This is a genomic window from Nostoc paludosum FACHB-159, assembly GCF_014698835.1.
GTDB lineage: Bacteria > Cyanobacteriota > Cyanobacteriia > Cyanobacteriales > Nostocaceae > Nostoc > Nostoc paludosum.
Genome location: NZ_JACJTU010000010.1, coordinates 183762 through 205016 on the forward strand (window position 1 = coordinate 183762; position 21255 = coordinate 205016).

Consider the following 21255-nt stretch of genomic DNA (forward strand, 5'->3'; position numbering starts at 1 on the left):
TAAATTACGTTTCTACAGTTTTTTTGGTGTTGCGTAGTTTACTGCCGCAGGCATCACCGATCTAAATTTTATTTCACCTCTACCAATTAAATCTTGATCTTCAAAAACTAGTGATAGGTAATCTTATCTACTTCCGCTTTCGACAGCAGCGTCATCTTCCCAGCGTCCATATCTACCGAGAAAAGAGAATTGGCTTCTTCATATTCAGGATTGGCAAGCGCATATACTTCGCCTGAGGGAGAAAAGGCTAGGCTGAGCAAGTCTTTTTGCAAAAACTTTTTGTCAAAAGTCAATGGTGACAAGCTGACAATCTTTCCTTTCCCAGTAATCATAGACCTGTTATCCAGATCTAGTTGCACCAATCTTGTTACACCTTCCATGCCGAGAGTTGTTGCATAAATTTTTCCATCCGGGCCTAAAGCAAGATTGCTGAGCCGTATATTTGGTGGCAACTGTGGCAAACCTAAATCAGAATCAAAATTTATTTTTCCATTTTTCAGGTCAATTTCTACTAGTTCAAAAGGAGGAATACCTCCAGCTAAACTAACTACAGCAATGAGTTTGTCGCCTGCGATCGCTAGGAGATTTTCAACACTACAATTGCATTGTTTAAATCCTGATACTTTTTTAGATTTAGAAGATTTACCATCAAAAAATAGTAAATTACTATGATGACCCTTTTGTGTTGAGACTGTGGTCACAAAAACCAATGTGTCATCAGATAGAGTCGCTAAACTAGTTACTCGCTCAGTCGGTTGAGTATATACAGATAGATTGGCAATCTCAGTTTTTGTATCGGTGTTATCTACAGTTGTAGGAAGAATTTTATTAACTGTTTTAGGTCGAATTTGATTAATAAATTCATTTTTACCAGTTGAAAAGTCTAAAGATATTAAGGAAATTGCTGGAGTAGTATTAGCTAAGTCGGTAGAGCCTATTTTAATTGTGTTTTGCTTGTTATTAAGTCTTGCTCCTATCAGTGACTTTGATATTTCCATCAATATCTTTACCTCCAAAATTTTGACCTCGTATTATTTAGATCGTAATGTGCTATGTCAGCATATTATTAACGTGGTTAATTCATTTTTATTAGGACTTACGCAAAATATCTCTCAAACTCTGATTTCTCCGTGTCCTCTGTCTTGAAAAGTTCTGATGCCTGCGGCGGGCTACGCCAACGGAGGAAACCTCCGCTCAGACTTTTCGCTGCGCCTGGAGTGGTAGCCTGCGGCAAGCCGCTTTGCGTCTACGTATAAAGTTAACACTCGTTATAGATTGAGTGGACTTTGTACAGCTTTGCGTAGAATATTAGGTTTTGGGCGTTGCATAAATGCGGGATGAATTAAGATTTTTGACGAAGGCTAAAGGTAGATTCTTTGCGCCTTTGCGCCTTTGCGTGAGGTAAAAATCATCCCTAGATTCAGCAATGCCAGGTTTTGAAACTGATCGCAACTATAAAATGTAGTTACGCTAAGATTGACAACACGAGAATGCAACAGATTGATTATGAAAATTAAGGCGGTTATCTGGCAAGAAGACGGTGTTTGGTGTGCTTCTGTACCAGCTTTACCAGGATGTCACACTTGGGGAGAAAGCTACGAACATCTGTTAGAAATGCTTAAAGATGCAATCCAGGGTTGGCTTGAAGTTGCTAGCCAGCAAGAAGAACTTGAACCCGATAAACAGCTGATTGAACTATCCCTATGAAATCAGTTTCCGGCAAAGCTTTATGTAAAATTGTTGAACGCTATGGCTGGAATCTGAAACGGATTACTGGAAGTCACCATATTTATGCCAAGGAAGGTGTTATTCTCTCTATTCCTGTTCATGGTAATCGTGATTTACCCATTGGAACACTCAAAGGACTGCTCAAGGATGCAGGTCTTAGCGAAGAAGATATAGACTAACAAAGATTTATTGAAAACTAGTTATTAGCCCGAAACTTTTAGTTTCGGGCTATGGTTAATTTTAGATTAATCAAAAATCCAAAACTTGTACTGAGCGAAGTCGAAGTATCTAAAATCTAAAATTACTTGCCGTTGCCGTTACCGCCGTTGCCATTGCCAGCTATAACGCGTTCGGCGAGTTTTTCTGGTACTTCCTGTAAATGGTCATAGGCCCAGTGGAAGGAACCAACGCCTAAAGTGAGCGATCGCAACTCTACAATAAAGTTTTGCATCTCTGCTTGTGGCAAGTATGCAACTACATTATCCCAACCTTGCCAATCGTTTCTACCTTCATAGCCTAAAATTTGCCCGCGTCTACCACTCAACAGTTGCAACACTTTTGAGGTAAATTCGCTCGGTGTTGTCACTTCTACCCGCAGAATCGGTTCTAATAGTGTGGGTTGTGCTTGGGGTATCCCCGTTTGCATTGCTAAGCGGGCGGCTTGTTTAAAGGCTTGTTCGGAACTATCAACGGTGTGATAAGAACCGTTGGTCAAAGTTACGGCGACATCCACCACAGGGAAACCCAGAGGCCCGTGTACCAGAAATTCCCGCACGCCCATTTCTACACCAGGAATGTACTGTCTCGGAACCACACCCCCGACGATGGTTTCATTAAAGTTAAATCCTTCGCCGCGTGGTAGGGGCTTGATGTCGAGGAAAACATCGCCAAATTGACCGTGACCGCCGCTTTGGTGTTTGTACCGTCCGTGAACTGAAGCCACCGGTTTGCGGATGGTTTCTTTGTAAGGTACTTGCGGTAAGTGGGTTGTCATCGGCAAGTTATATTTGCGGCGCAGTCTATCTAAGGCGACTTGCAGATGAATTTCGCCTTGACCCCAAAGGATAACTTCATGGGTGTCGCCGTGTTGTTCCCAAGCCAGCGAACAGTCTTCTTCTAATAGCTTAGTAATGGCAGCGCTGAGTTTAACTTCATCGTTGCGTTTTTCTGGCGTGATGGCGAGGGCAAACACAGGTTCCAACTGTTGAGCTTTGGGTAATTGTATCGCTGAGGATTGTTCTGTGGAAACTGTATCGCCGGTCTTGACTCCTTCTAAACGGCTCAAGGCAACAATTTCACCAGCAGTAACTTCATTAACTGATTGCTGTTGTTGTCCCATGAGACGATAAATTCCACCAGTGCGAACGCCATTGAGGACAAGACCATCGGTTAATTTGCCCCGCCAAACGCGCACTAGGGAGAGTTTGCCGCCTTGGGGAGTGTAGTAAGTTTTGAGTACCTGGGCTATGGGAGCATTGCCTTTGATATTTTTTAAGCGGCGTTCTGCTGTGGTTTCTGGTTCGGGGGCTTCCCGTAACAAAGCATCTATTAGAGGTCTAACACCATAATCTTGTTCTGCCACACCAAAGAAAACCGGGACTACTAAATCTGCCCCTAATTCCATTTTTAAATCTTTGAGGATTTCTTCTTGGGGTGGTTCGATATCTTCTAAAAGTTCTTCGAGTAAATGGTCGTCAAAATTTGCTAGGGCTTCGAGCATTTCTGCCCGTGCTATATGTTCTTCTTCTTTTAAATTTTCAGGGAAGGGGATGGGGTCTGCGGGTGCGCCGGGATGATATTGATATGCTTGTTCGCTCACCATGTCGATAAAGCCGGTGAGTTGTTCCCCTTGCATGATGGGATATTGATGGGCTACTAGGGGACGGCTGGAAACTGCTTTGAGGGCGTGTAATGTTTCTAAAACATGAATATTTGCCCTATCCATTTTGTTGACGAAAACTATGTGGGGAATTTCCCAATCGTCGAGGAATTTAAATAGAGGGGCGAGGGTGAGGACTCTTTCGCGTATCGGTTCGCAAACTACAATTGCGGCATCGACTCCTATTAAAGCATTGTATGTTTCTTGGGCAAATTCTACGCTTCCGGGACAGTCAACAAAAGTGAAACGAGTACCGTTATACTCAGTGCTAGCAGCGCTGACTTCTACACTCATGTGGCGATCGCGGGACTCGGCAGCACTATCTCCTACTGTGTTACTCTCTTTAACACTTCCTTTGCGAGAAATCGCCCCTGTGACAAATAACAAACTTTCTAGTAAAGTTGTTTTTCCACTCAAATAAGGCCCAACAATTGCAACATTCCGCGAACCCGATTTTACTTTTTCGTTCATAAAACCTCCCTTGCGGTAATTCATTACTAACCGCATTACGCTATCTTTATCAGGGATAAAAAATGGTTCTCTGGAGTCAAAATTACCCCTTCTTTAATTTGTTATTATCCTACCTTTAATCCAAAGTTAAAAAAATTGTAGCCTGTCGTAAGATTTAGCTTAAGAAAAGTTAAGCAACACAAAGTTAAATACTCAATCAAAAAGTTTTGTAAAAAACTTCAGCATTCCCCAAAGTTTTTGTTAAGTAAACTAACTGGAAATTGTTGTGATTTAGAAAATCTATGAAATTATTACTATATAAATATCGCATAGCAACTCTAGTAAGTTTGATAGTAGTGGGTATCATCTCCCCCTCTTCCCTTGCTTCCCCTGTTCCTCTTCCCTCAAAGCTGGCACAGTCTAATAGTCAAACTGCCATAGACAAGTTAAACCAAGGCTTACAGGCGATTCAGGCGGGAAGAGTACAAGATGCGATCGCTGCTTTTAAACAAGCAACTCAATTAGATCCCACATTGGCAGCAGCACATTATAATTTAGGGCTAGCATTGCGGCAAACAGGACAATTACAACCCTCTGCGGACGCATTTTATCGAGCAACACAAGCCGATCCTAAATTTGCTCCAGCGTTTGCTAATTTAGGCGGTACGTTATTAGAAGGGAATAATTTAGAGTTAGCTAATGATTACTTGCTACATGCGTTAGAACTCGATCCCAAACTAGGATTTGCCCACTATAACTTGGGCTTGCTACGAGAACAGCAACGAGATTGCGATCGGGCGATCGCATCTTTCAAAAAAGCCATAGAATATAGCAAAAATGCACCAGAGCCTGTTTACCATATTGGGATGTGTTATCTACAGCAAGGTCAAAGCGATCGAGCTAGAGAAGCCTTTGAGCGAGCAATCAAAATTAATCCTAAATATCCAGAAGCTTATTATAATATTGGTTCAATTTTGTTTAACCAACGTAAATTCCAAGAAGCGTTAGAGGCTTTTAGAAAATCAGCCGAAGCTAACTCCAACTATCCCAATGCCTATTATGGTGCTGGATTAGTTTTTATGCAGTTACAACAATATAGGGATGCAGTCCAAGTATTACAATTTGCCAGAGATTTATACAATGCTCAGGGTAATTCTCAATGGGCAAAAAATACCGAACAATTGTTGCAACAAGCACAAAATTTAAATCTATGAATAGTGAATAGCGAACAGTTATTAGTGTTAGCTGATAACTGTTGACTGATAACTGATAAATTATTAAACTCCCTGAGGCACAAAAGTTTAATATTGCGTAACATAAAATTATTGGGTTGACTCGCTGGTGTTGTCTGAACCTGTCCCGACTGGAATGAAACCTACATGCAAAAGCGCCTGAAGAGTCGATTTTTATTTTGCGATCGCTGGCTAGATCGCCACTCAATTGTTCGCAACATGGAAGCCTTTCAAGACTTAATTGTGATTGTCTTGTGTTTGGGTTTGTTTGCGGTTATGCTAATCCAATTGTGGGGGATAGCTATTGCCCTCACGCAGCCACTAGACTATAAACACGTGACTGCAAAAATACTATTTGTGTTGATTTTAGTCGAGTTATTTCGACTATTAATGGTTTATTTACAAGAACATAGTATTTCTGTAGGAGTAGCAGTTGAGGTAACAATTGTTTCTGTTCTCCGAGAAATAGTAGTTCACGGGGTATTAGAGATTTCTTACTTTCAAACAGCTGCAATTTGCGGCTTATTGTTTATTCTGGGTTGCTTACTGGTAGTCTGTGCTAAAACGCCACACATGGATTGTATAAGTGCTAACACTAAGTTGTGCCCTATTGTCTATAAAGGAGGTAGGGAACGACCAAAGGATCTGCAATTTCAGTATTCACGTCAATGTGACGAAAATCAACCTATTGCATAAATTCCTGTTAAAAAAAGGAGCAGTGAAGTAAGAAATTACAAAGATAAAAGGTAAAACTAGAGATATAGGACTCATATTTGATTTTTGAAATATACGTAGGGGAGCCAGCCGTGTGGGCGGGTTTCCCGACTTGAGCGGACTGGCGTTGCGTTACGCCAAAGGCTAACGCACCAAATCCTTAAGAATGGTGCGTTATTGAGAAGCATAACGCACCCTACAGATACTTAGATTTTTTCAATAATCAAATCGGACTCCTATAGTGCCTTTTGACTTTTTAATATCCCTGCTCCTTTGCTTGAGGCTACCGCTGAAAATCTCTGTGCCAAATCAGATAATTCAAATTTGTTGAATTTTTTCTAAATATTTATTTAATTTATCTTGATCTATCGGTTCAGTTATAATATTGCTCATTCCAATTAGTTTACTTAAAACTAAGATTGCTGCTTGGTGGTAACGATCGCCTCCATTTGATGCTGAGTAATATGTTAAAACATAAGTAATAATATTATTCTCAAAAAAATCAATAGCAGTCTTTAACACACAACCTTCAGTATCAATACCACAAATAAACACTATCTGAATATTTCTTTTCTTTAGAAATCTCAAAGTTTCTTGATTGCAGGCAGTATACACGTTTTTATCAAAAACTACCTTAGCAAATGGTTTAATAGCGTCAACAATTTTTTGCTCTGTTTCGGAAAAAAGCTGATGCCAATTTAAATATTTTACATAAGGGCTATCAAGTGTATTTATAAATCGGGTGAATACAACGTATTCAAATATATTTTCCTCTAATATAAATTTAATATTTTCTACGACATGACTTGTATTTTGGTTTATAAATCCATTTTGAATATCAATAATAAATAAACAGAAATTCATAATGATGATAACAGAATAAATTTGAAAATCACTATGCTTGACCAATCGGTTGTAAAGAAGTGTCTTTGAATTCCTTGGGTTATTCTTCAGTTTCTCCTTCACTGCTTAGAACAAAGTAAATACCTAGCACGATGATTGTAAAGGCTAGCAAATTCAACCAGCCCAAAATCTCTGCAAAAACCAGGCAAGCTAAAAAGGCAGTATAACAATTCAGAATCCAGAATGGACTACGCCCCGCTGTGCTAACAGAAATCATAATTAAAAGGACTTTCAAATAAGCCTTTAAGACATTTAACAAAAAATTCTTAAAAGAGCCGACTAGTCATTTGGTATATAATCGGCTTTTACAAGGTACTTCCGACGTATTGAACTATACCCTTTTTGGAAGATGAATTACTCTTTAAGCCTCAGTATAAGTTAATTAGAAATCTTACAAAGAGGTTTAAACAATGGCTACAAATACAGGTAATGGACAGTCTCAAGAACCAATTAGCAACTTAGAGTACGATTTTGTCACCGTGTTGCACAACAAGGCTGAAGCTGTTAAGGCTTATGATACTTACATTAAAGATGCACAAGAAGTCGGTTCCCAGCCTTGCGTAGAGTTGTTCCAGAAATTGCGACAATCTGATATTGAGCAAGCAAGAGAAATTCGTCACCATCTACAAGAAGTGCTGCAACACGGTAAGATGTAACCCAACTTGAGAGTGCCCAAATACAATGGACTTGTCTAAGCGGCTTAGTATTCTATGTCATTAGTGATATTATGCTGCTATGGAGAAGTGTTTGATAGTTGAAGGATGTAGTAGCGATCGCCTTTAGTAACCACTCGATGATGTGCAAAATGTAATCGCTAGCAGTAATACAAATAGACAATTTTGGGCACGATAAAAGTACGGTCGAGAGGAGTAGTAATATTCCCCTCGACTTTACTTATGTGAGTCAGTTGGTTGAGCCATATACACTAAAGTGCTACCAAAGGTAAAGCACACAATCAGCTAGACTGATTTTCAGCCGCTTGTTGTACTTGCTCAACTGTTAAATCAAGAGCCACTGCTACTTGTTCCACACTTAACCCTAATGACAACAACCTCGGAACAGCTTCTAATTTAGCTTGCTGGCGACCTTCTTCTAAGCCGTCTTGCTTAATTGATTGATACATTCTTGTTTTTTTGAATTCCTCGTCTATGCCCAACATTTCTTCTAACTCCTCTCGGCTTAACCGGGTAAATTTGTACAACAAGATGGTTTCTATCAATTCTACAATTTGCTTTTGGGTTGCTTCGTCTGCCAGTTGTTGTCTTGCCTGTAAAATCAATTCTCTGGCTCGATTGAGAGCTGTCTCTTCTTTTTCGATAATTAATTTGACGATCGCTACTTGCAACGAGTTTTCTGCTGCATCTAATTCATCTAGATAAATACGTTGTATTTGCGAACTGTTTAGCAGGAACTCATACGGCAGGCGATCGCTTGGGTCTAAACTCCTTTGCGGATAGATAACCACAGCACGCCAATAATTTACTGATTCGTTTTGCCGCAAATAAACAAAGATTTCTGCAAATAAGCGTCTGTAAAAATTCGAGTCTTGTTGAAACTGAACTTCAACAAAGTATAGTGGTTGATCTATAGTTTCACTTGTAGGAACAAACACACCATCAATACGAAACGCAGTTTCTTTCACTTCAACAGAAATAAATTCATAGGCGTTTACATTAACAGATGTATCCCCAATGATGGCAAAAAATATACTGGGAAAAGTTTGAAATAAGCTATAAAATATTTTATCAGTTTGCACTGGGATTTACTTAACAGTGAAAGTGTGTATTGGAAGTTTATCAAAAATAGCGCTCCGCTTCTTTGTCAACATGAAAAAAAGCAGATGGAATCACCAACTGCTTTCATCAAAAATGCGTTACTTCGTTTATCTTGATACCAACTGATTAACTGTAGCAACTCCAGCTAAATCTAAAATTGGGGCAATTAAATCTTCGCGTTTCACTGCCATCATGTGGACACCTTGACACAATTGCCGTGCTATCTGCACTTGTTCGGCAGCAATTTTCATTCCTTCTTCGAGAGGATCTTTGGCTTTGGCCAATCTATCAATAATATGTTGGGGAATATTTACACCCGGAACACACTTATTAATAAATTGAGCATTTTTAGCCGATTTCAACAGAAAAATTCCTGCCAAAATTGGTTTTTTATAGCCAGCCGCAATTGTATCCATAAATTTTTCTAGGCGTTCAAAATCAGTAATCAATTGACTTTGAAAAAATTGCGCTCCGGCTTCGATTTTACGTTCAAATCGACTTTGCAAACCCGACCAACTCTTACATTGTGGATCTACTGCTGCACCAGGAAATAAATCTAGTGCCCCATCAGTTAGGGGTTTATCGTTGCAATCAACGCCTTGATTGAGCTTGCGAATCACTTGTAAGAGTCGCACAGCTTCTAAGTCAAAAACAGCTTTGGCATCTGCATGATCGCCTGCTTTTACTGGGTCGCCAGTTAGGGCTAATATATTTTGTATGCCCAAAGCATGAGCGCCCATCAAATCAGCTTGTAAACCAATGCGGTTGCGATCGCGGCAAGCAATTTGACAAATTGGCTCTACACCGTTTTGTAATAAAATGACTGATGCCATTAATGAAGACATCCGCAGCACGGCGCGGCTACCATCGGTAATATTGACGGCATGAACCCTCCCCTTAAGGGTCGCCGCCATTTTAATCATGTGGGTTGGATCTCCCCCTTTTGGAGGCGCTACCTCAGCGGTAACCAAAAATTCACCTGCTTGCACGGCTCTACGAAAGGCAGTGGGGCTATGGGTGTGATGCATATCATTAGAAATCTCGATTTTTTAAAAAACAAGTCACAAGTCAGAATTCAGAATTCAGAAATCAGAATTCAGAATTCAATTGAAGAATTCTGGCGACTAACGCTTGAATTCTTTCTTGTTAAATGGTATAACAAATCACACCCAAAAGGTAAAACTCATAGAGGTAGAGAGTAGCCTAAAGCTATTTTGACTTGTGATAAAGTTTGATTGGCGATCGCTCTAGCTTTTTCGGCTCCATCCCGCAACACTGACTCTAAATAGCTTTTGTCCTCAGTTACCGCCTGATATTTTTCTTGGATTGGTTTGAGAGCCTCAATAATTGTGTCTGCTAACAAAGGCTTGAATTGTCCCCAACCCATATCATGACATTCAACTGCTACATCTTCTTTTGTTTTCCCAGCAAGCAATGTATACAAAGTTAATAAATTATTGCACTCTGGACGCTCTGGATCGTCAAAAGTCAGACCACGAATCGGATCGGTTTTACAACGCTTAATTTTGTATTGAATTTGCTCTGGTGAATCTAGCAAATTGATGCGGCTTAAATCCGAAGGATCGGACTTCGACATTTTACGCGTACCGTCCGCCAAACTCATCACCCTTGCTCCTTGTTTGGGAATTAAAGGATCTGGTAACTTCAGAACTGGCTGTTCTGGTTTCCCAAATTGGTGATTTAATCGAGCCGCAATATCCCGTGTCAATTCCAAATGTTGCTTTTGGTCTTCACCCACTGGCACTTTATCGGCTTGGTAAAGCAAAATATCAGATGCCATCAGCACCGGGTAATCCAACAAGCCTGCACTGACATTTTCTCCCTGCTTGACGGCTTTTTCCTTAAACTGGATCATATCTTGCAGCCAGTTTAGGGGTGTAATACAGTTGAGCAACCAGGTGAGTTCGCTGTGGGCCGAAACGTGGGATTGCACAAAAATGGTGGAGTGATTTAAATCAAGACCACAAGCTAGATACAAAGCAACAAGAGTATAAGTATCAGCTGCCAACTGTGTTGGGTCATGTGGCACGGTAATTGCGTGTAAATCAGCCACAAAGAGGTAATTTTCGTATTCGCTCTGACCTTCTACCCAGTTGCGAATGGCTCCCAAGTAGTTGCCTAGATGGTAATTGCCGGTTGGTTGAACTCCAGAAAGAACACGTTGCTTGCCCATAAATTCTCAACTTAGTTATCTCAAATCTGCGCTAATTAAATGGCGGTCTGGTGACAATTCGCTTCTCTTCTCTACAAGAGGCTGCATTAACCCAAACGCGCTTACGCAAAACTCATTTAATTTTGACATTTTCCAGGTCAACTCGCCGTTGAGGAATTAGAAATTTAGTCATGGCGGCAGGTTTGCTCTGAATTTCCGTTCCGCCATTAGCTTTTATGACAAGGGCGGTAATCCTGCCAACTGACTAAAAAAAAATCATCTTTGCCGATGCAAATGTCTGTCTACAGACAGATAGAGAAAGAATGCGGTAGTGGGATCTTAGCATCATCTCTGCAATAAGCATCCAAAACACGATTTTATCAAAAGTAAAAAATCTTGCAAACAAAATTTAATTCAAGGACTACAGCAATGAAAGTACTCTTACTTTACCCCCGCTTTCCCAAAACCTTTTGGTCTTACGATGAATTCATGAAAATAGCGGGACTGAAGGCATTTATTCCACCGTTAGGAATTCTGACTGTTGCCGCTATGCTACCAACAGACTGGGAAGTTCGGTTTTATGACCGCAATGTTAACCAAGAAACAGATACTGATTGGGAATGGTGTGACATCGTGATTCTTTCTGCCATGCTTGCACAGAAAGAAGACTTTCTCGCCCAAATTCACAAAGCAGCGCAGCTAGGGAAAAAAGTGGCTGTGGGTGGTCCTTATCCAACTTCAGTACCAGAACCTGCACGAAAAGCAGGAGCTAACTACTTGATTTTAGATGAAGGGGAGATTACAGTTCCACAATTTTTAGAAGCGATCGCCAAAGGTGAAGAACAAGGAACCTTCCGCGCCCTTGAAAAACCAGATGTAACCCAAAGCCCCATACCTCGCTTTGATTTACTCAAGCGAGATGATTACTTAATGATGGCAATCCAGTTTTCTCGCGGTTGTCCTTTTGAATGTGAATTCTGTGACATCATCAATTTATACGGTCGCAAACCACGTACCAAAGAACCCAGCCAAACCCTAGCAGAACTCCAAACCCTCTATGACTTGGGTTGGCGCGGATCTCTGTTCGTAGTGGATGATAACTTTATTGGCAATAAGCGCAATGTTAAACGCCTTTTACAAGAATTAATCCCGTGGATGCAGGAACGCAATTATCCCTTCACCTTTCTTACCGAAGCTTCCGTCAACCTAGCAGAAGATACTGAGCTATTAGAACTAATGGCTAAAGCTGGTTTCTACGCAGTCTTTTTAGGTATTGAAACACCAGATCAAGACAGCCTGCAAGTCACTCGCAAGTTTCAGAATACCCGCAATCCCCTATTAGAAGCCTGCCGTACCATCAATCAAGCAGGATTACTCATTTATGCAGGATTTATCATTGGTTTTGATGGAGAAAAAAGTGGTGCTGGTGAGCGAATTCAAGCTTTTGTCGAAGAAACTGGCATTCCTCAACCGATGCTAGGTATACTGCAAGCCCTACCCAATACTGCCCTGTGGCAAAGGCTAAAACAAGAGGAGCGATTATTAGAAGGATTTGGAGGTTTGGAGGTGGGGGATCAGAACTCCTTAATGAATTTTGTTCCTAGCCGTCCGATGGCTGAAATTGCTAAAGAATATTTAGAGGCAATTTGGAGAATGTACGAACCCAAAAATTATCTCCGACGTTGTTTTGAACAATGTCTGAAGATTACCCCTAATCCCCAACTACAGCAGACGATGTATTTTCCTCCTGGCAAAGGACTGCGACTACTTGCACACTTGCTCTGGCGACAAGGCTGGCAACGGCAGGAAATTCGCGGTCAATTTTGGCAACAGCTTTGGACTATCCTCCGCACCAAGCCCCAATTCGTGAATATGTATTTGGGTTTATGTGCAGCTGGCGAACATTTTTGGGAATACCGTATTTTAGCCAGAGAACGCATTACTGAGCAGTTAGGATTTGACCCGCTAACCACGCCTACCCCTGTTGAAAAACCATTAGTCACAATTTAAGAAAAAAGCAGCAATACATAGCACAATACAGTTCAGTTAAGCAATTTTTTCCTTCTCTTTCTTCTCTCTCTGTGTACTCTGCGCCTCTGTGGTAGCCTGCGGCAAGCCGCTGCGCGTCTACGTTAAAAAAAATGACTTTGACAAAGAGTGCTAGCCTTAACTGAACCGTATTGATATATAGCAATTTTCATTTCGATGAGATACACAGTAGGGACGCACAGCTGTGCGCCCCTACCAATTGTTTGTACTCCAACAAATCAAACTCTTAAATTCGATTTACCTTTCTGCTAAACCTACCTGTCCTCCTATTAACCCCAAAAATCCTGTTCCAAAGTGCTGAATTTCCAAAAAACTTGCTTGTTCTGCCGAGGTTTTGTAAATTTTGAATGTTTTCATAATTCCCAAAGTAGCAGCACTTTCTAAAGGGCCAACAAAGCTTGTATCTCGGTCAAGAAAATAAGGTTGATTAGCCCAATGAGCCATCTGATTTGCATTTAAAAAATAACAGCCTGAATGGGGATTGAGGGCACGATTAAAAGTAATAGGTGTATTCATAATTGTACCCTTGAGTTCTTGTTGTTCCTGCACATTTTGAAAGGGAGCAGTGACTCGCAATGCCAAATCTCCATCAATATAAGCTTTGTGAACTAAACCATGAAGCGAGATTTCATAGCGATTTGGCTGGAGTAAGTTCGAGTCACCTGCTTGTTGGGTAAACCAGTTTAATTTGACAAAAAGCCAAGGGTCATGAACGATCAAATCATCTTCCAAAAAACAATAGTAGTCGTATTTACCAAGACAACTTTGCAGAACAGCTTGGCACTCAAATCCTAAAAGCATAGGTTCTACATTACTAGAATGATGCTTATATAAATGAGATGGTACAGGAAGCTGATTCAAAAGATGATGATTTTGGGTTGTACAAATAACAATATCTAATTCGTGAGATTGGGGTTGATTAGCAGGAAAAGCTAATCGCTGAGCAATGTTAATAATACTTTGAGATTTCCCAAATAATTGGTGCAAGGCAGTAAGGCTTTGGCTTAAGGCTTGCAAACGAGGTTTGGGGTCTTTGCGTTGGGAAGCGTGACGGCCCTCATCGCTAGGTTTAAAAAAATGGGCAATAGTAAGAAGAATTCGCATTTTTAATGTTATTTAGTTATTAGTTATTAGAGACGCGATTAACCCTTGTCTGTACAATAGTCATTGGTCATTCCCGAATGCCCAATGCCCTATGCCCTATGCCCTATTCCCAATATTTAATTTCCGCCAAATCCTTTGGAAACTTTAGTGGTTTGGCGCTTTTTACTCTCAGCATTTTTAGTACTTAACATCCATTCCAAATGCTCTGGTAAGAGTTTTGCCACATCATAATGTTTGAGAATTGTCGCTCGTGCGTTGGCACGAATCGCTTTCATTTCTTGAGGATTATCCAGCGCTTCTTCAACCCGATCCGCAATATTTTTGGGAGAAAAGAAATCTACAAGCAGTCCATTAACGCCATCTTGTATAACCTCTAAAACTGGTGCAGTTCTGGAAGCTACTAGCAGACATCCAACTGACATTGACTCTAACATCGACCAAGATAAAACAAAAGGACGGGTTAAATAAATATGAGCCGAAGATGCTTGTAATACCTGGAGATATTCATGGTAAGGTAGGCTATCTGTAAAGTGCAGCCTTGATAAATCTAAAGATAATTTTTCTAGCATTAATTGTTTATAAGTCTTGCCATCCGGGAGATTTTTACCATAAGCAACTCTATCTTCTCCCACAACTACTACATGGCATTTGGGTCGCCGTTGTTGAAGTAGGGCTACAGCTTCCATAAACTGCGGAAAACCTCGATAAGGTTCCATTCCTCGTCCCACATAAGTTACTAACTCTTCCACATGGGAAAGGTCGAGATTTATTCTTGGTAAAACTAACTTTGCATCTGGTATGGGAGCAAAAAATTTAGTGTCAATTCCATCATGACAGACAGTGATTTTATCTCGAAATTCTTTAGGAAATTGTTGCCGCTGCCAATGAGTAGGAGAAAGCCCGCGATCGCAACTGTATAAATCAGTCAAAATCGGCGTATTTTTCACGCGAATTCGGCATACATCATCAGCATTTAATGGTTCATTGGGATCGAAATCTGCATCGGAACCATGAGCATGATAAAACCACTCGAAATAACACAACAATTCTGCTTTGGGAAACACATCTTTCATAAATAAAGTCGGCCCCCAACCAGAATGACCATAAACTATATCTGGGACAAAACCCTCAGCTTTTAATTTTTCTGCTATGCGATAAACAGCTTGACCAGTGAGTACAGCATTTTCCAGGCTACGAACATAGTGGTGGGTTTGGGGAGCAGCTTCACGAGAAGGAGTGTAAATAGCTTTATGAACGCCAAATATTTCTCCTTCGCGACGATTTGTGCCATACACAATTCTGAAATTTTTATCCCTGCCCAAAAACATGGCGAGGTTACGAAATTGCGCGGGGAAGTTGGGATGTAAAAATAAAATCTGCATCGCAATAATTTTAATTAGCTTATTGTGAGGTAAAATAAAACAGAAGACAGAATTTGTAAGTAGTTAATAATGATTAGTACATAAGCAAGCTATTGTATTTCTACAATTGTAAAATCATATATTCCCGAATTTGTAAATAAGTGTGAAATATTTTCTTTCAACAATAATTAATTATGCTGTTCTTGGCTCATCATAATTTCTGCAAATTGGTCAATTATTCTGGCTCCTGAATTTTGGTAATGTTTTTAAGATTATAAGATTATTTGCCAGAATTTTTTCGCAATTCAATATTAGTTAACCTAATTTGTTCTTGAATACTCATACTAATTTGTCCCAAGTCACATCTTCCACCCTACGGCTTCCCCATTGAATGTAACTGAGTGCTGTTTTGGTGAGCCGTTGCTGTGAAATGCGAAAATAATTGGAAATTCTTCTAACGACCATGAAATTTATTGGCATTGATTTAGGCTGGAAATCCCAACCAAGCGGACTATGCTGTTTAGAATGGATAGATGGACAACTGCAACTACTGGATTTAGACCGCAAAGAAGCCATTGCAGACATCCTGATATGGATTGATAACAGCGTACAACCAGACGAACCAGCCATCATCGCCGTAGATGCACCCACCCTCATACCCAACGACACTGGAAGTCGCCTTCCCGACAAACTCACCCACAAATACTTTGGTAAATATCATGCCGGATGTTACCCAGCTAACAAAAACCTACCCTTTGCCGATCGCACCATCAACTTTGGCTTAGAATTAGAATCTCGTGGCTACTTACACGCACCCACCATCGAACCACAAAAACTTAGCCGATATCAAATAGAAGTCTTCCCCCACCCAGCCATTGTTCATCTTTTTAACTTAGAACGCATCCTCAAATACAAAAAAGGACGCCTCAGCGAACGCCGCTTAGAATTAATCAAACTGCAAAATTATCTTGTCGATATCCTCCCCTCTCTCTCCCCCCCTCTGCGTCCTCTGCGCCTCTGCGGTTCGTTCATTCCAGAAATCCCCATCACAGGCGCAGCCTTGAAAGCAACTGAAGATAAACTAGATGCCCTAGTTTGCGCTTATATTGCTGCATACTGGTGGTATTGGGGAGAAGAACGTAATTTAGTACTTGGCGATCGCACCACTGGCTACATTGTCATTCCCCAAAGAATTTTAACTTAAAATGGCGTTGTCGAAAATAAGATTTTATCTCACGCTCCAGGTGCAGAAAAGGCGTGTTAGATTATGAGCTATATATTGCTGCAAACCCAATCTCCAGTCTTTTTTACCGAGGTTTTATGCAAGAAGTTAGTTCTAATTTGAGTTTAAAAGAGCTTTATGAAATTGATGAACATCTCTGGTTAGAAGAAACAATTAAATTATTGAAAGCTCATCATTTAGAAGAATTAGATTTAGAAAATTTAATTGAGGAGCTAGAAAATTTGGGACGCAGAGACAAAGCCAGGGTTGCTAGTTTATTAGAGCAAGTTATTAGACATCTTTTGTTGCTGCAATATTGGAAAGAAGAATCTGAATATAATTCTGGACATTCGAGAGCAGAAATTAGAAGTTTTAGAACTCAGCTAAAACGTAACTTGACAACGAATTTATATCAATTTTTAGAAAAAGAATTACCATTAATTTATGATGATGCTTTAGGGTATGTTCTTGAGAAAACTGAAGGCAAACTCAATAACTTACCCCAATCTTGCACTTATACCTTAGAACAGCTATTAGATATTAATTATCTACCTGAAATTATGTAAAAAAAAGCGTTGCTAAATTGAAATCAGCAACGCCTAATCTTGAGTATTCAAAAACTATTTAGTAGTCTTATTCTGCCCAAGCAATCAACCTTGGCTCATAGGCATTAGCCAAATATTGATTTTTCGGCAATACGCGCAAAGACAAGCCTTGCAAACCGGAGGTGGTGTAGGTAATGTTAGCGGTGTAAGTACTCAATCCTTGGCTATCTTCGCCTTGGTAATCCATCACCACTGTCACCGCGTTGACGATATCACCATTGGCATCGATCGCACCTTGATATAACTCTACCTGCACATCATCATTGTCCAAAGTTGCCAAGTCAACCTTGGCTTTGACAGCCACAGTTTGGTTAACTTCAATATCCGCAGGTGTGGATACATCAATATCTTTGATTTTGATGTTGAACCAGTGGTCGCTGAGTTTTGCTTTCCAAGCGGCTAGTTCTTTGGCTGGGGCATAGTTATCAATGGTCAGGGTATGATAGCGATCGCTAGCTGGAAAATAAGCTCTTTGTGCATATTCTCCTACCATCCGCGCTGTATTAAAGAATGGGCAATTCAAGCGAATTGCATCCTTCATTTTGGCAACCCACGGCCGCGGTAAGCCATCACTATCCCGATGTTCGTAAAATAGCGGTACGACTTCCTTGTCTAGCAAATCGTAGAGGGCGTTTGCTTCTACTTCATCTTGGTAGGCGGGATCGTCGTAATTCTCTCCATGTCCAATTGCCCAGCCCGTGCGGACGTAATCAGCTTCATCCCACCAACCATCTAGTACACTTAAATTCGGCAATCCATTCATGGAGGCTTTCATGCCACTGGTACCAGATGCTTCCCGTGGACGACGCGGTGTGTTTAACCAGATATCACAACCTGCTACCATCAACCGCGAAATGTGAATGTCGTAATTAGGAACAAACACTACCTGCTTTTCTAAATGCTGTTCGCGGATAAAGTGATTGATGTCGCGGATGAGTTCTTTTCCGGGAATATCTTTAGGATGTGCTTTACCGGCGATGACAAATTGCACCTTTCGGTCTTTATTGGCTAACAAAATCCGCTTGATGCGTTCTACATCGCGCATCCACAGGGTAGCGCGTTTGTAGGTGGCAAAGCGACGAGCAAAGCCAATGGTGAAAGCGTAGGGATCTAAAACTTCTTGGGCTTGGACAATTTCTGAGGGTGAAGCGCCGCGATCGCGTAAATGCTTGACCAAATGCTCCCGCACGTACAATATCATGTCTAAGCGGCAGCGTTCGTGATTGCGCCACAATTCTTCATCAGGTATGGCGTCCATCCTGTCCCACAGTGGACTATCCACTGGTGCTGATGACCAACTCGGCCCCAGGTAGCGATCGTATAACTCTTGAGTTGATTTGGCAACACAACTCCGAGCATGGACACCGTTTGTGATGGCGGCGATGGGTACTTCTTCCACTGGCACTTTCTTCCACAAGCCTTGGAACATTTGCCGCGACACTACGCCGTGCAGTTGTGCCACACCGTTGGAAAATGTTGCCATTTTCAACGCCAACACTGCCATACTGAAAGGCGCAGATAAATCACCCGTATTTTCCCGCCCCAGTCCTAAAAACTGTTCTTTGGGCAAGCCAAAGATTTCTGCATAGTACCCCAGATAGTACAAAACTTTATCGGGAGAAAACAAGTCAATACCTGCGGGGACTGGCGTGTGAGTGGTGAAGATATTGCTCGAAGCCACCACCTGTTTAGCTTCGGCATAACTCAATCCTTCTTCCTGAATCAGCAAGCGGATGCGTTCTAGGGCGGAGAAGGCAGCGTGACCTTCGTTCATGTGGTAGGCGGTTACGTTTAGCCCCAAGGCTTTGAGCATTTGCACGCCACCGATCCCCAACATGATTTCCTGGTGGATACGCATGTCGATGTCGCCACCATAGAGTTGGTCTGTGATGTCGTGGTCGTAGGGATTATTGGGTTCAATGTTGGTGTCTAGCAGATATAAAGGCACCATTCCCACTTGTACGCGCCAAACTCTGGCGTAGACCTTGCGCCCTGGATAGTCTACCGCAATCCGTAGTTCTGAACCATCGGCATTGCGCTCTAGGTGCAGGGGCATATTGTAAAAATCGTTGATGGGGTAGCGTTCTTGCTGCCAACCATCAGCATTGAGATACTGGGCAAAGTAGCCTTGCTGGTAAAGTAAACCTACACCTACAAGGGGTAGACCCAAGTCACTGGCAGATTTGAGGTGATCCCCCGCCAGAACGCCTAAGCCTCCAGAATAGACGGGCAAACAATCAACAAGTCCAAATTCCGCCGAGAAATAGGCGTAGCATTCTTTTGGTTTATTTTCCCGTTGTTTCTGGTACCAGGTGCGTTCTTGCAAATAATCTTCTAACTGACGGTTAGCTCGATCCATTTGCGCGAGGAAGCCTTCATCTTCGACAACTTCTAAAAGTCGCGCCTGAGAAATAGTACCCAGCATCAATACTGGGTTATGACGGCTAGATTCCCACAGGTCAGGATCTAAACGACGAAATAAATCTTTAGTCTCAACGTTCCAATCCCAGTGCAAGTTATATGCCAGCCGCCGCAGCGGTTCGAGTCGCGGCGGTAGTGAGGGGGAGACATTGAATGTGCGAATTGGCTGCATAGGTTGGCAAAACTCCAAGTTTAGCTATGGTTATTGTTTACTTTCTTTACCAATGTTGCCAATTCTCCATAGCCTAGTTTGTGAAAAAGCCATGACTTTGTTAAGCATTGAGAATTTTTCTTAACCTCGTTGCTATAGTTTACACCAAGGTATTTTTTATTCTATGCGTTACTTTCAGCCATGTACTTGGTATATGAAAATTTAACCATTTACTGGCATGTATCATTTAATATAATTGAGTTTTTAATAAATTATTTAGATTTATTTTATTATTCCTTTTGGGGATCAATTATCGTGCCTTATCGGAGGTTAGATATTATCATCCCAATTGTAACGTTCAGAAAAAATTAATTATTTTTTAATAAAATCCTCCTGATATTAGAGTCATCACAATGCATAAGTTAGGTTAACCTAAATTTATGCGATCGCATGACATTGTTTCACCCAGCCGTAAGCTGTTGTTGAGGAAAACTGTAGTCAGGAGTTCAGCAGAAAAAGCGATGTCTACGAGGGGCTACGCCTACGCCAACCACTTAGTATCAAACAAACATTGATACTACAACAGTAAAACAATTCACTCTTCTGTTAAGTTGACACAATAAAACCAAACTATGTGAAAAAAATAAACTACACTAAAGTGCTAATTACTGTTACCTATTGGCTATTGCCTATTGCCTTATCCCCAGGAAAATTATTTAAGCCCAGTTACTTATCTTATGCACCTAGTGAAGGCTGATCCTTAGTATTTTTTGACATTGTGAGAGCTATAGCTGCGGCATAAGCAATCTCCGCTGCCACTTGATAAGCATGTTTAATACTTGATGAAGCGTCCTTGGTTTTAGGAGCAGGCGAAACTTTTTTACGCCGTGATTCTTGCTTTACATCACCTGCAACAACCGATCGCTGTAATAATATCCACGCATCTAGATCTTCGGAATCATAATCACTTTGAATTAGCGATCGAATTTCCTCTTCAGCTACAATACTCAAATAACCAGTAGCTAGAGCTTCTTCTACAAGTTGTTTAATTAAAGCCATAATGTTAGACCAAGTGTGTGATTTAAAACCGATACCTGAATTTCTCCAATTGCATCTTGCCTTGTCAACTTTTCCCTGAAACTCGGATACGTTTTAGCTTTCCATAAAATTTATAACAAGTAAACCCAAGCACGCATCACCCGCTTGGCTCACCCATTTGGGTGATTTACAAATTTTGAGATATAAGTAACAGGGAAGAAGCTAATTTTTAGGTTTTTGTTTTTGCCAAAAAGAGGGTGTGATTTAGTATAGTAGATATCATTTTAAATTTAACAAAAACTAAAATTTTTTTTAGAGTTCAGTGACGGTATAAATATCATTACTCATTAGTCATTAGTCATGATTTACCCTCTGCCCCTCTGTCCCTGTTACCTGTGCCCCTGTACCCCGCGCCTCTAGTCCCTAATTAGCTCGTAAAAAACTTAGCTG

Annotated in this window: 18 protein-coding genes; 8 read left to right on the top strand and 10 right to left on the bottom strand. The window is 40.9% G+C overall.

The window, feature by feature from the left end; all coding sequences use genetic code 11:
- Positions 1–107: 107 nt before the first annotated feature.
- Positions 108–998 carry a hypothetical protein gene (locus H6H03_RS13160; protein ID WP_190955538.1) on the bottom strand — a complete coding sequence of 297 codons (891 nt, stop codon included), beginning with the start codon at positions 996–998 and terminating at the stop codon, positions 108–110.
- Between the two features lie 508 nt (positions 999–1506).
- Here H6H03_RS13160 and H6H03_RS13165 point away from each other — a divergent pair.
- Entirely contained in the window at positions 1507–1707 is a 201-nt protein-coding gene (locus tag H6H03_RS13165) for a type II toxin-antitoxin system HicB family antitoxin (RefSeq protein ID WP_185569709.1), read from the top strand.
- Positions 1704–1907, top strand: coding sequence for a type II toxin-antitoxin system HicA family toxin (locus H6H03_RS13170; RefSeq protein WP_190955539.1), 204 nt, complete (start codon positions 1704–1706; stop codon positions 1905–1907). The genes H6H03_RS13165 and H6H03_RS13170 overlap by 4 nt, the downstream gene beginning before the upstream one ends.
- 122 nt (positions 1908–2029) lie before the next feature.
- Here the strand turns inward: H6H03_RS13170 and H6H03_RS13175 are convergent, their stop codons facing one another.
- Positions 2030–4078 (bottom strand): elongation factor G, encoded by a 2049-nt coding sequence (locus H6H03_RS13175; protein WP_190955540.1) that lies wholly within the window; start codon positions 4076–4078, stop codon positions 2030–2032.
- Positions 4079–4359: 281 nt separating this feature from the next.
- Here H6H03_RS13175 and H6H03_RS13180 point away from each other — a divergent pair, with 281 nt between their 5' ends.
- Both H6H03_RS13180 and H6H03_RS13185 read left to right on the top strand, forming a co-directional pair.
- The gene (locus H6H03_RS13180) at positions 4360–5271 is read left to right on the top strand and encodes a tetratricopeptide repeat protein (RefSeq protein WP_190955541.1); all 912 of its coding nucleotides are present in this window, start codon (positions 4360–4362) and stop codon (positions 5269–5271) included.
- A 165-nt stretch (positions 5272–5436) separates the two neighbouring features.
- Complete coding sequence (locus H6H03_RS13185) at positions 5437–5985, top strand: phosphate-starvation-inducible PsiE family protein (protein WP_190955542.1); 549 nt, start codon at positions 5437–5439, stop codon at positions 5983–5985.
- A 336-nt stretch (positions 5986–6321) separates the two neighbouring features.
- Here H6H03_RS13185 and H6H03_RS13190 read toward each other — a convergent pair whose 3' ends face one another.
- Positions 6322–6867, bottom strand: coding sequence for an isochorismatase family cysteine hydrolase (locus H6H03_RS13190; RefSeq protein ID WP_190955543.1), 546 nt, complete (start codon positions 6865–6867; stop codon positions 6322–6324).
- 449 nt (positions 6868–7316) lie between these two features.
- Here H6H03_RS13190 and H6H03_RS13195 point away from each other — a divergent pair, with 449 nt between their 5' ends.
- On the top strand, positions 7317–7562 hold the full coding sequence (locus tag H6H03_RS13195; RefSeq protein WP_096539085.1) for a hypothetical protein: 246 nt from the start codon (positions 7317–7319) through the stop codon (positions 7560–7562).
- A 299-nt stretch (positions 7563–7861) separates the two neighbouring features.
- Here the strand turns inward: H6H03_RS13195 and H6H03_RS13200 are convergent, their stop codons facing one another.
- The 3 genes from H6H03_RS13200 to trpS form a co-directional block, all read right to left on the bottom strand.
- On the bottom strand, positions 7862–8662 hold the full coding sequence (locus H6H03_RS13200) for an Rpn family recombination-promoting nuclease/putative transposase (RefSeq protein ID WP_190955544.1): 801 nt from the start codon (positions 8660–8662) through the stop codon (positions 7862–7864).
- A 126-nt stretch (positions 8663–8788) separates the two neighbouring features.
- A complete protein-coding gene (locus H6H03_RS13205) occupies positions 8789–9709 on the bottom strand; it encodes a methylenetetrahydrofolate reductase (RefSeq protein ID WP_190955545.1) in 921 nt (306 codons plus the stop codon).
- Positions 9710–9864: 155 nt separating this feature from the next.
- On the bottom strand, positions 9865–10875 hold the full coding sequence (gene trpS / locus H6H03_RS13210) for a tryptophan--tRNA ligase (protein WP_190955546.1): 1011 nt from the start codon (positions 10873–10875) through the stop codon (positions 9865–9867).
- Between the two features lie 408 nt (positions 10876–11283).
- Between trpS and H6H03_RS13215 the strand changes: the two genes are divergently transcribed.
- Complete coding sequence (locus H6H03_RS13215) at positions 11284–12864, top strand: B12-binding domain-containing radical SAM protein (protein WP_190955547.1); 1581 nt, start codon at positions 11284–11286, stop codon at positions 12862–12864.
- 276 nt (positions 12865–13140) lie between these two features.
- Here H6H03_RS13215 and H6H03_RS13220 read toward each other — a convergent pair whose 3' ends face one another.
- Positions 13141–14007 carry a calcium-binding protein gene (locus H6H03_RS13220; protein WP_190955548.1) on the bottom strand — a complete coding sequence of 289 codons (867 nt, stop codon included), beginning with the start codon at positions 14005–14007 and terminating at the stop codon, positions 13141–13143.
- 116 nt (positions 14008–14123) lie between these two features.
- The gene (locus tag H6H03_RS13225) at positions 14124–15389 is read right to left on the bottom strand and encodes a glycosyltransferase family 4 protein (protein WP_190955549.1); all 1266 of its coding nucleotides are present in this window, start codon (positions 15387–15389) and stop codon (positions 14124–14126) included.
- 442 nt (positions 15390–15831) lie between these two features.
- Here H6H03_RS13225 and H6H03_RS13230 point away from each other — a divergent pair, with 442 nt between their 5' ends.
- Both H6H03_RS13230 and H6H03_RS13235 read left to right on the top strand, forming a co-directional pair.
- Positions 15832–16572 carry a DUF429 domain-containing protein gene (locus H6H03_RS13230; protein WP_190955550.1) on the top strand — a complete coding sequence of 247 codons (741 nt, stop codon included), beginning with the start codon at positions 15832–15834 and terminating at the stop codon, positions 16570–16572.
- A 116-nt stretch (positions 16573–16688) separates the two neighbouring features.
- Complete coding sequence (locus tag H6H03_RS13235) at positions 16689–17156, top strand: DUF29 domain-containing protein (protein ID WP_190955551.1); 468 nt, start codon at positions 16689–16691, stop codon at positions 17154–17156.
- Positions 17157–17223: 67 nt separating this feature from the next.
- On the opposite strand, the gene glgP is transcribed toward H6H03_RS13235, so the two are convergent.
- Together glgP and H6H03_RS13245 are read right to left on the bottom strand one after the other, a co-directional pair.
- On the bottom strand, positions 17224–19788 hold the full coding sequence (gene glgP / locus H6H03_RS13240; RefSeq protein WP_190955552.1) for an alpha-glucan family phosphorylase: 2565 nt from the start codon (positions 19786–19788) through the stop codon (positions 17224–17226).
- Positions 19789–20502: 714 nt separating this feature from the next.
- A complete protein-coding gene (locus H6H03_RS13245) occupies positions 20503–20826 on the bottom strand; it encodes a hypothetical protein (RefSeq protein WP_190955553.1) in 324 nt (107 codons plus the stop codon).
- Between the last annotated feature and the right edge of the window lie 429 nt (positions 20827–21255).

Coding starts and splice junctions, on each gene's coding strand:
- H6H03_RS13185 (WP_190955542.1), top strand. CDS start 5,437: ATGCAAAAGCGCCTGAAGAGTCGATTTTTATTTTGCGATCGCTGGCTA.
- H6H03_RS13225 (WP_190955549.1), bottom strand. CDS start 15,389: ATGCAGATTTTATTTTTACATCCCAACTTCCCCGCGCAATTTCGTAAC.
- H6H03_RS13245 (WP_190955553.1), bottom strand. CDS start 20,826: ATGGCTTTAATTAAACAACTTGTAGAAGAAGCTCTAGCTACTGGTTAT.
- H6H03_RS13180 (WP_190955541.1), top strand. CDS start 4,360: ATGAAATTATTACTATATAAATATCGCATAGCAACTCTAGTAAGTTTG.
- H6H03_RS13235 (WP_190955551.1), top strand. CDS start 16,689: ATGCAAGAAGTTAGTTCTAATTTGAGTTTAAAAGAGCTTTATGAAATT.
- H6H03_RS13160 (WP_190955538.1), bottom strand. CDS start 998: ATGGAAATATCAAAGTCACTGATAGGAGCAAGACTTAATAACAAGCAA.
- H6H03_RS13175 (WP_190955540.1), bottom strand. CDS start 4,078: ATGAACGAAAAAGTAAAATCGGGTTCGCGGAATGTTGCAATTGTTGGG.
- glgP (WP_190955552.1), bottom strand. CDS start 19,788: ATGCAGCCAATTCGCACATTCAATGTCTCCCCCTCACTACCGCCGCGA.
- H6H03_RS13205 (WP_190955545.1), bottom strand. CDS start 9,709: ATGCATCACACCCATAGCCCCACTGCCTTTCGTAGAGCCGTGCAAGCA.
- H6H03_RS13215 (WP_190955547.1), top strand. CDS start 11,284: ATGAAAGTACTCTTACTTTACCCCCGCTTTCCCAAAACCTTTTGGTCT.
- H6H03_RS13170 (WP_190955539.1), top strand. CDS start 1,704: ATGAAATCAGTTTCCGGCAAAGCTTTATGTAAAATTGTTGAACGCTAT.
- H6H03_RS13165 (WP_185569709.1), top strand. CDS start 1,507: ATGAAAATTAAGGCGGTTATCTGGCAAGAAGACGGTGTTTGGTGTGCT.
- H6H03_RS13195 (WP_096539085.1), top strand. CDS start 7,317: ATGGCTACAAATACAGGTAATGGACAGTCTCAAGAACCAATTAGCAAC.
- H6H03_RS13230 (WP_190955550.1), top strand. CDS start 15,832: ATGAAATTTATTGGCATTGATTTAGGCTGGAAATCCCAACCAAGCGGA.
- trpS (WP_190955546.1), bottom strand. CDS start 10,875: ATGGGCAAGCAACGTGTTCTTTCTGGAGTTCAACCAACCGGCAATTAC.
- H6H03_RS13190 (WP_190955543.1), bottom strand. CDS start 6,867: ATGAATTTCTGTTTATTTATTATTGATATTCAAAATGGATTTATAAAC.
- H6H03_RS13220 (WP_190955548.1), bottom strand. CDS start 14,007: ATGCGAATTCTTCTTACTATTGCCCATTTTTTTAAACCTAGCGATGAG.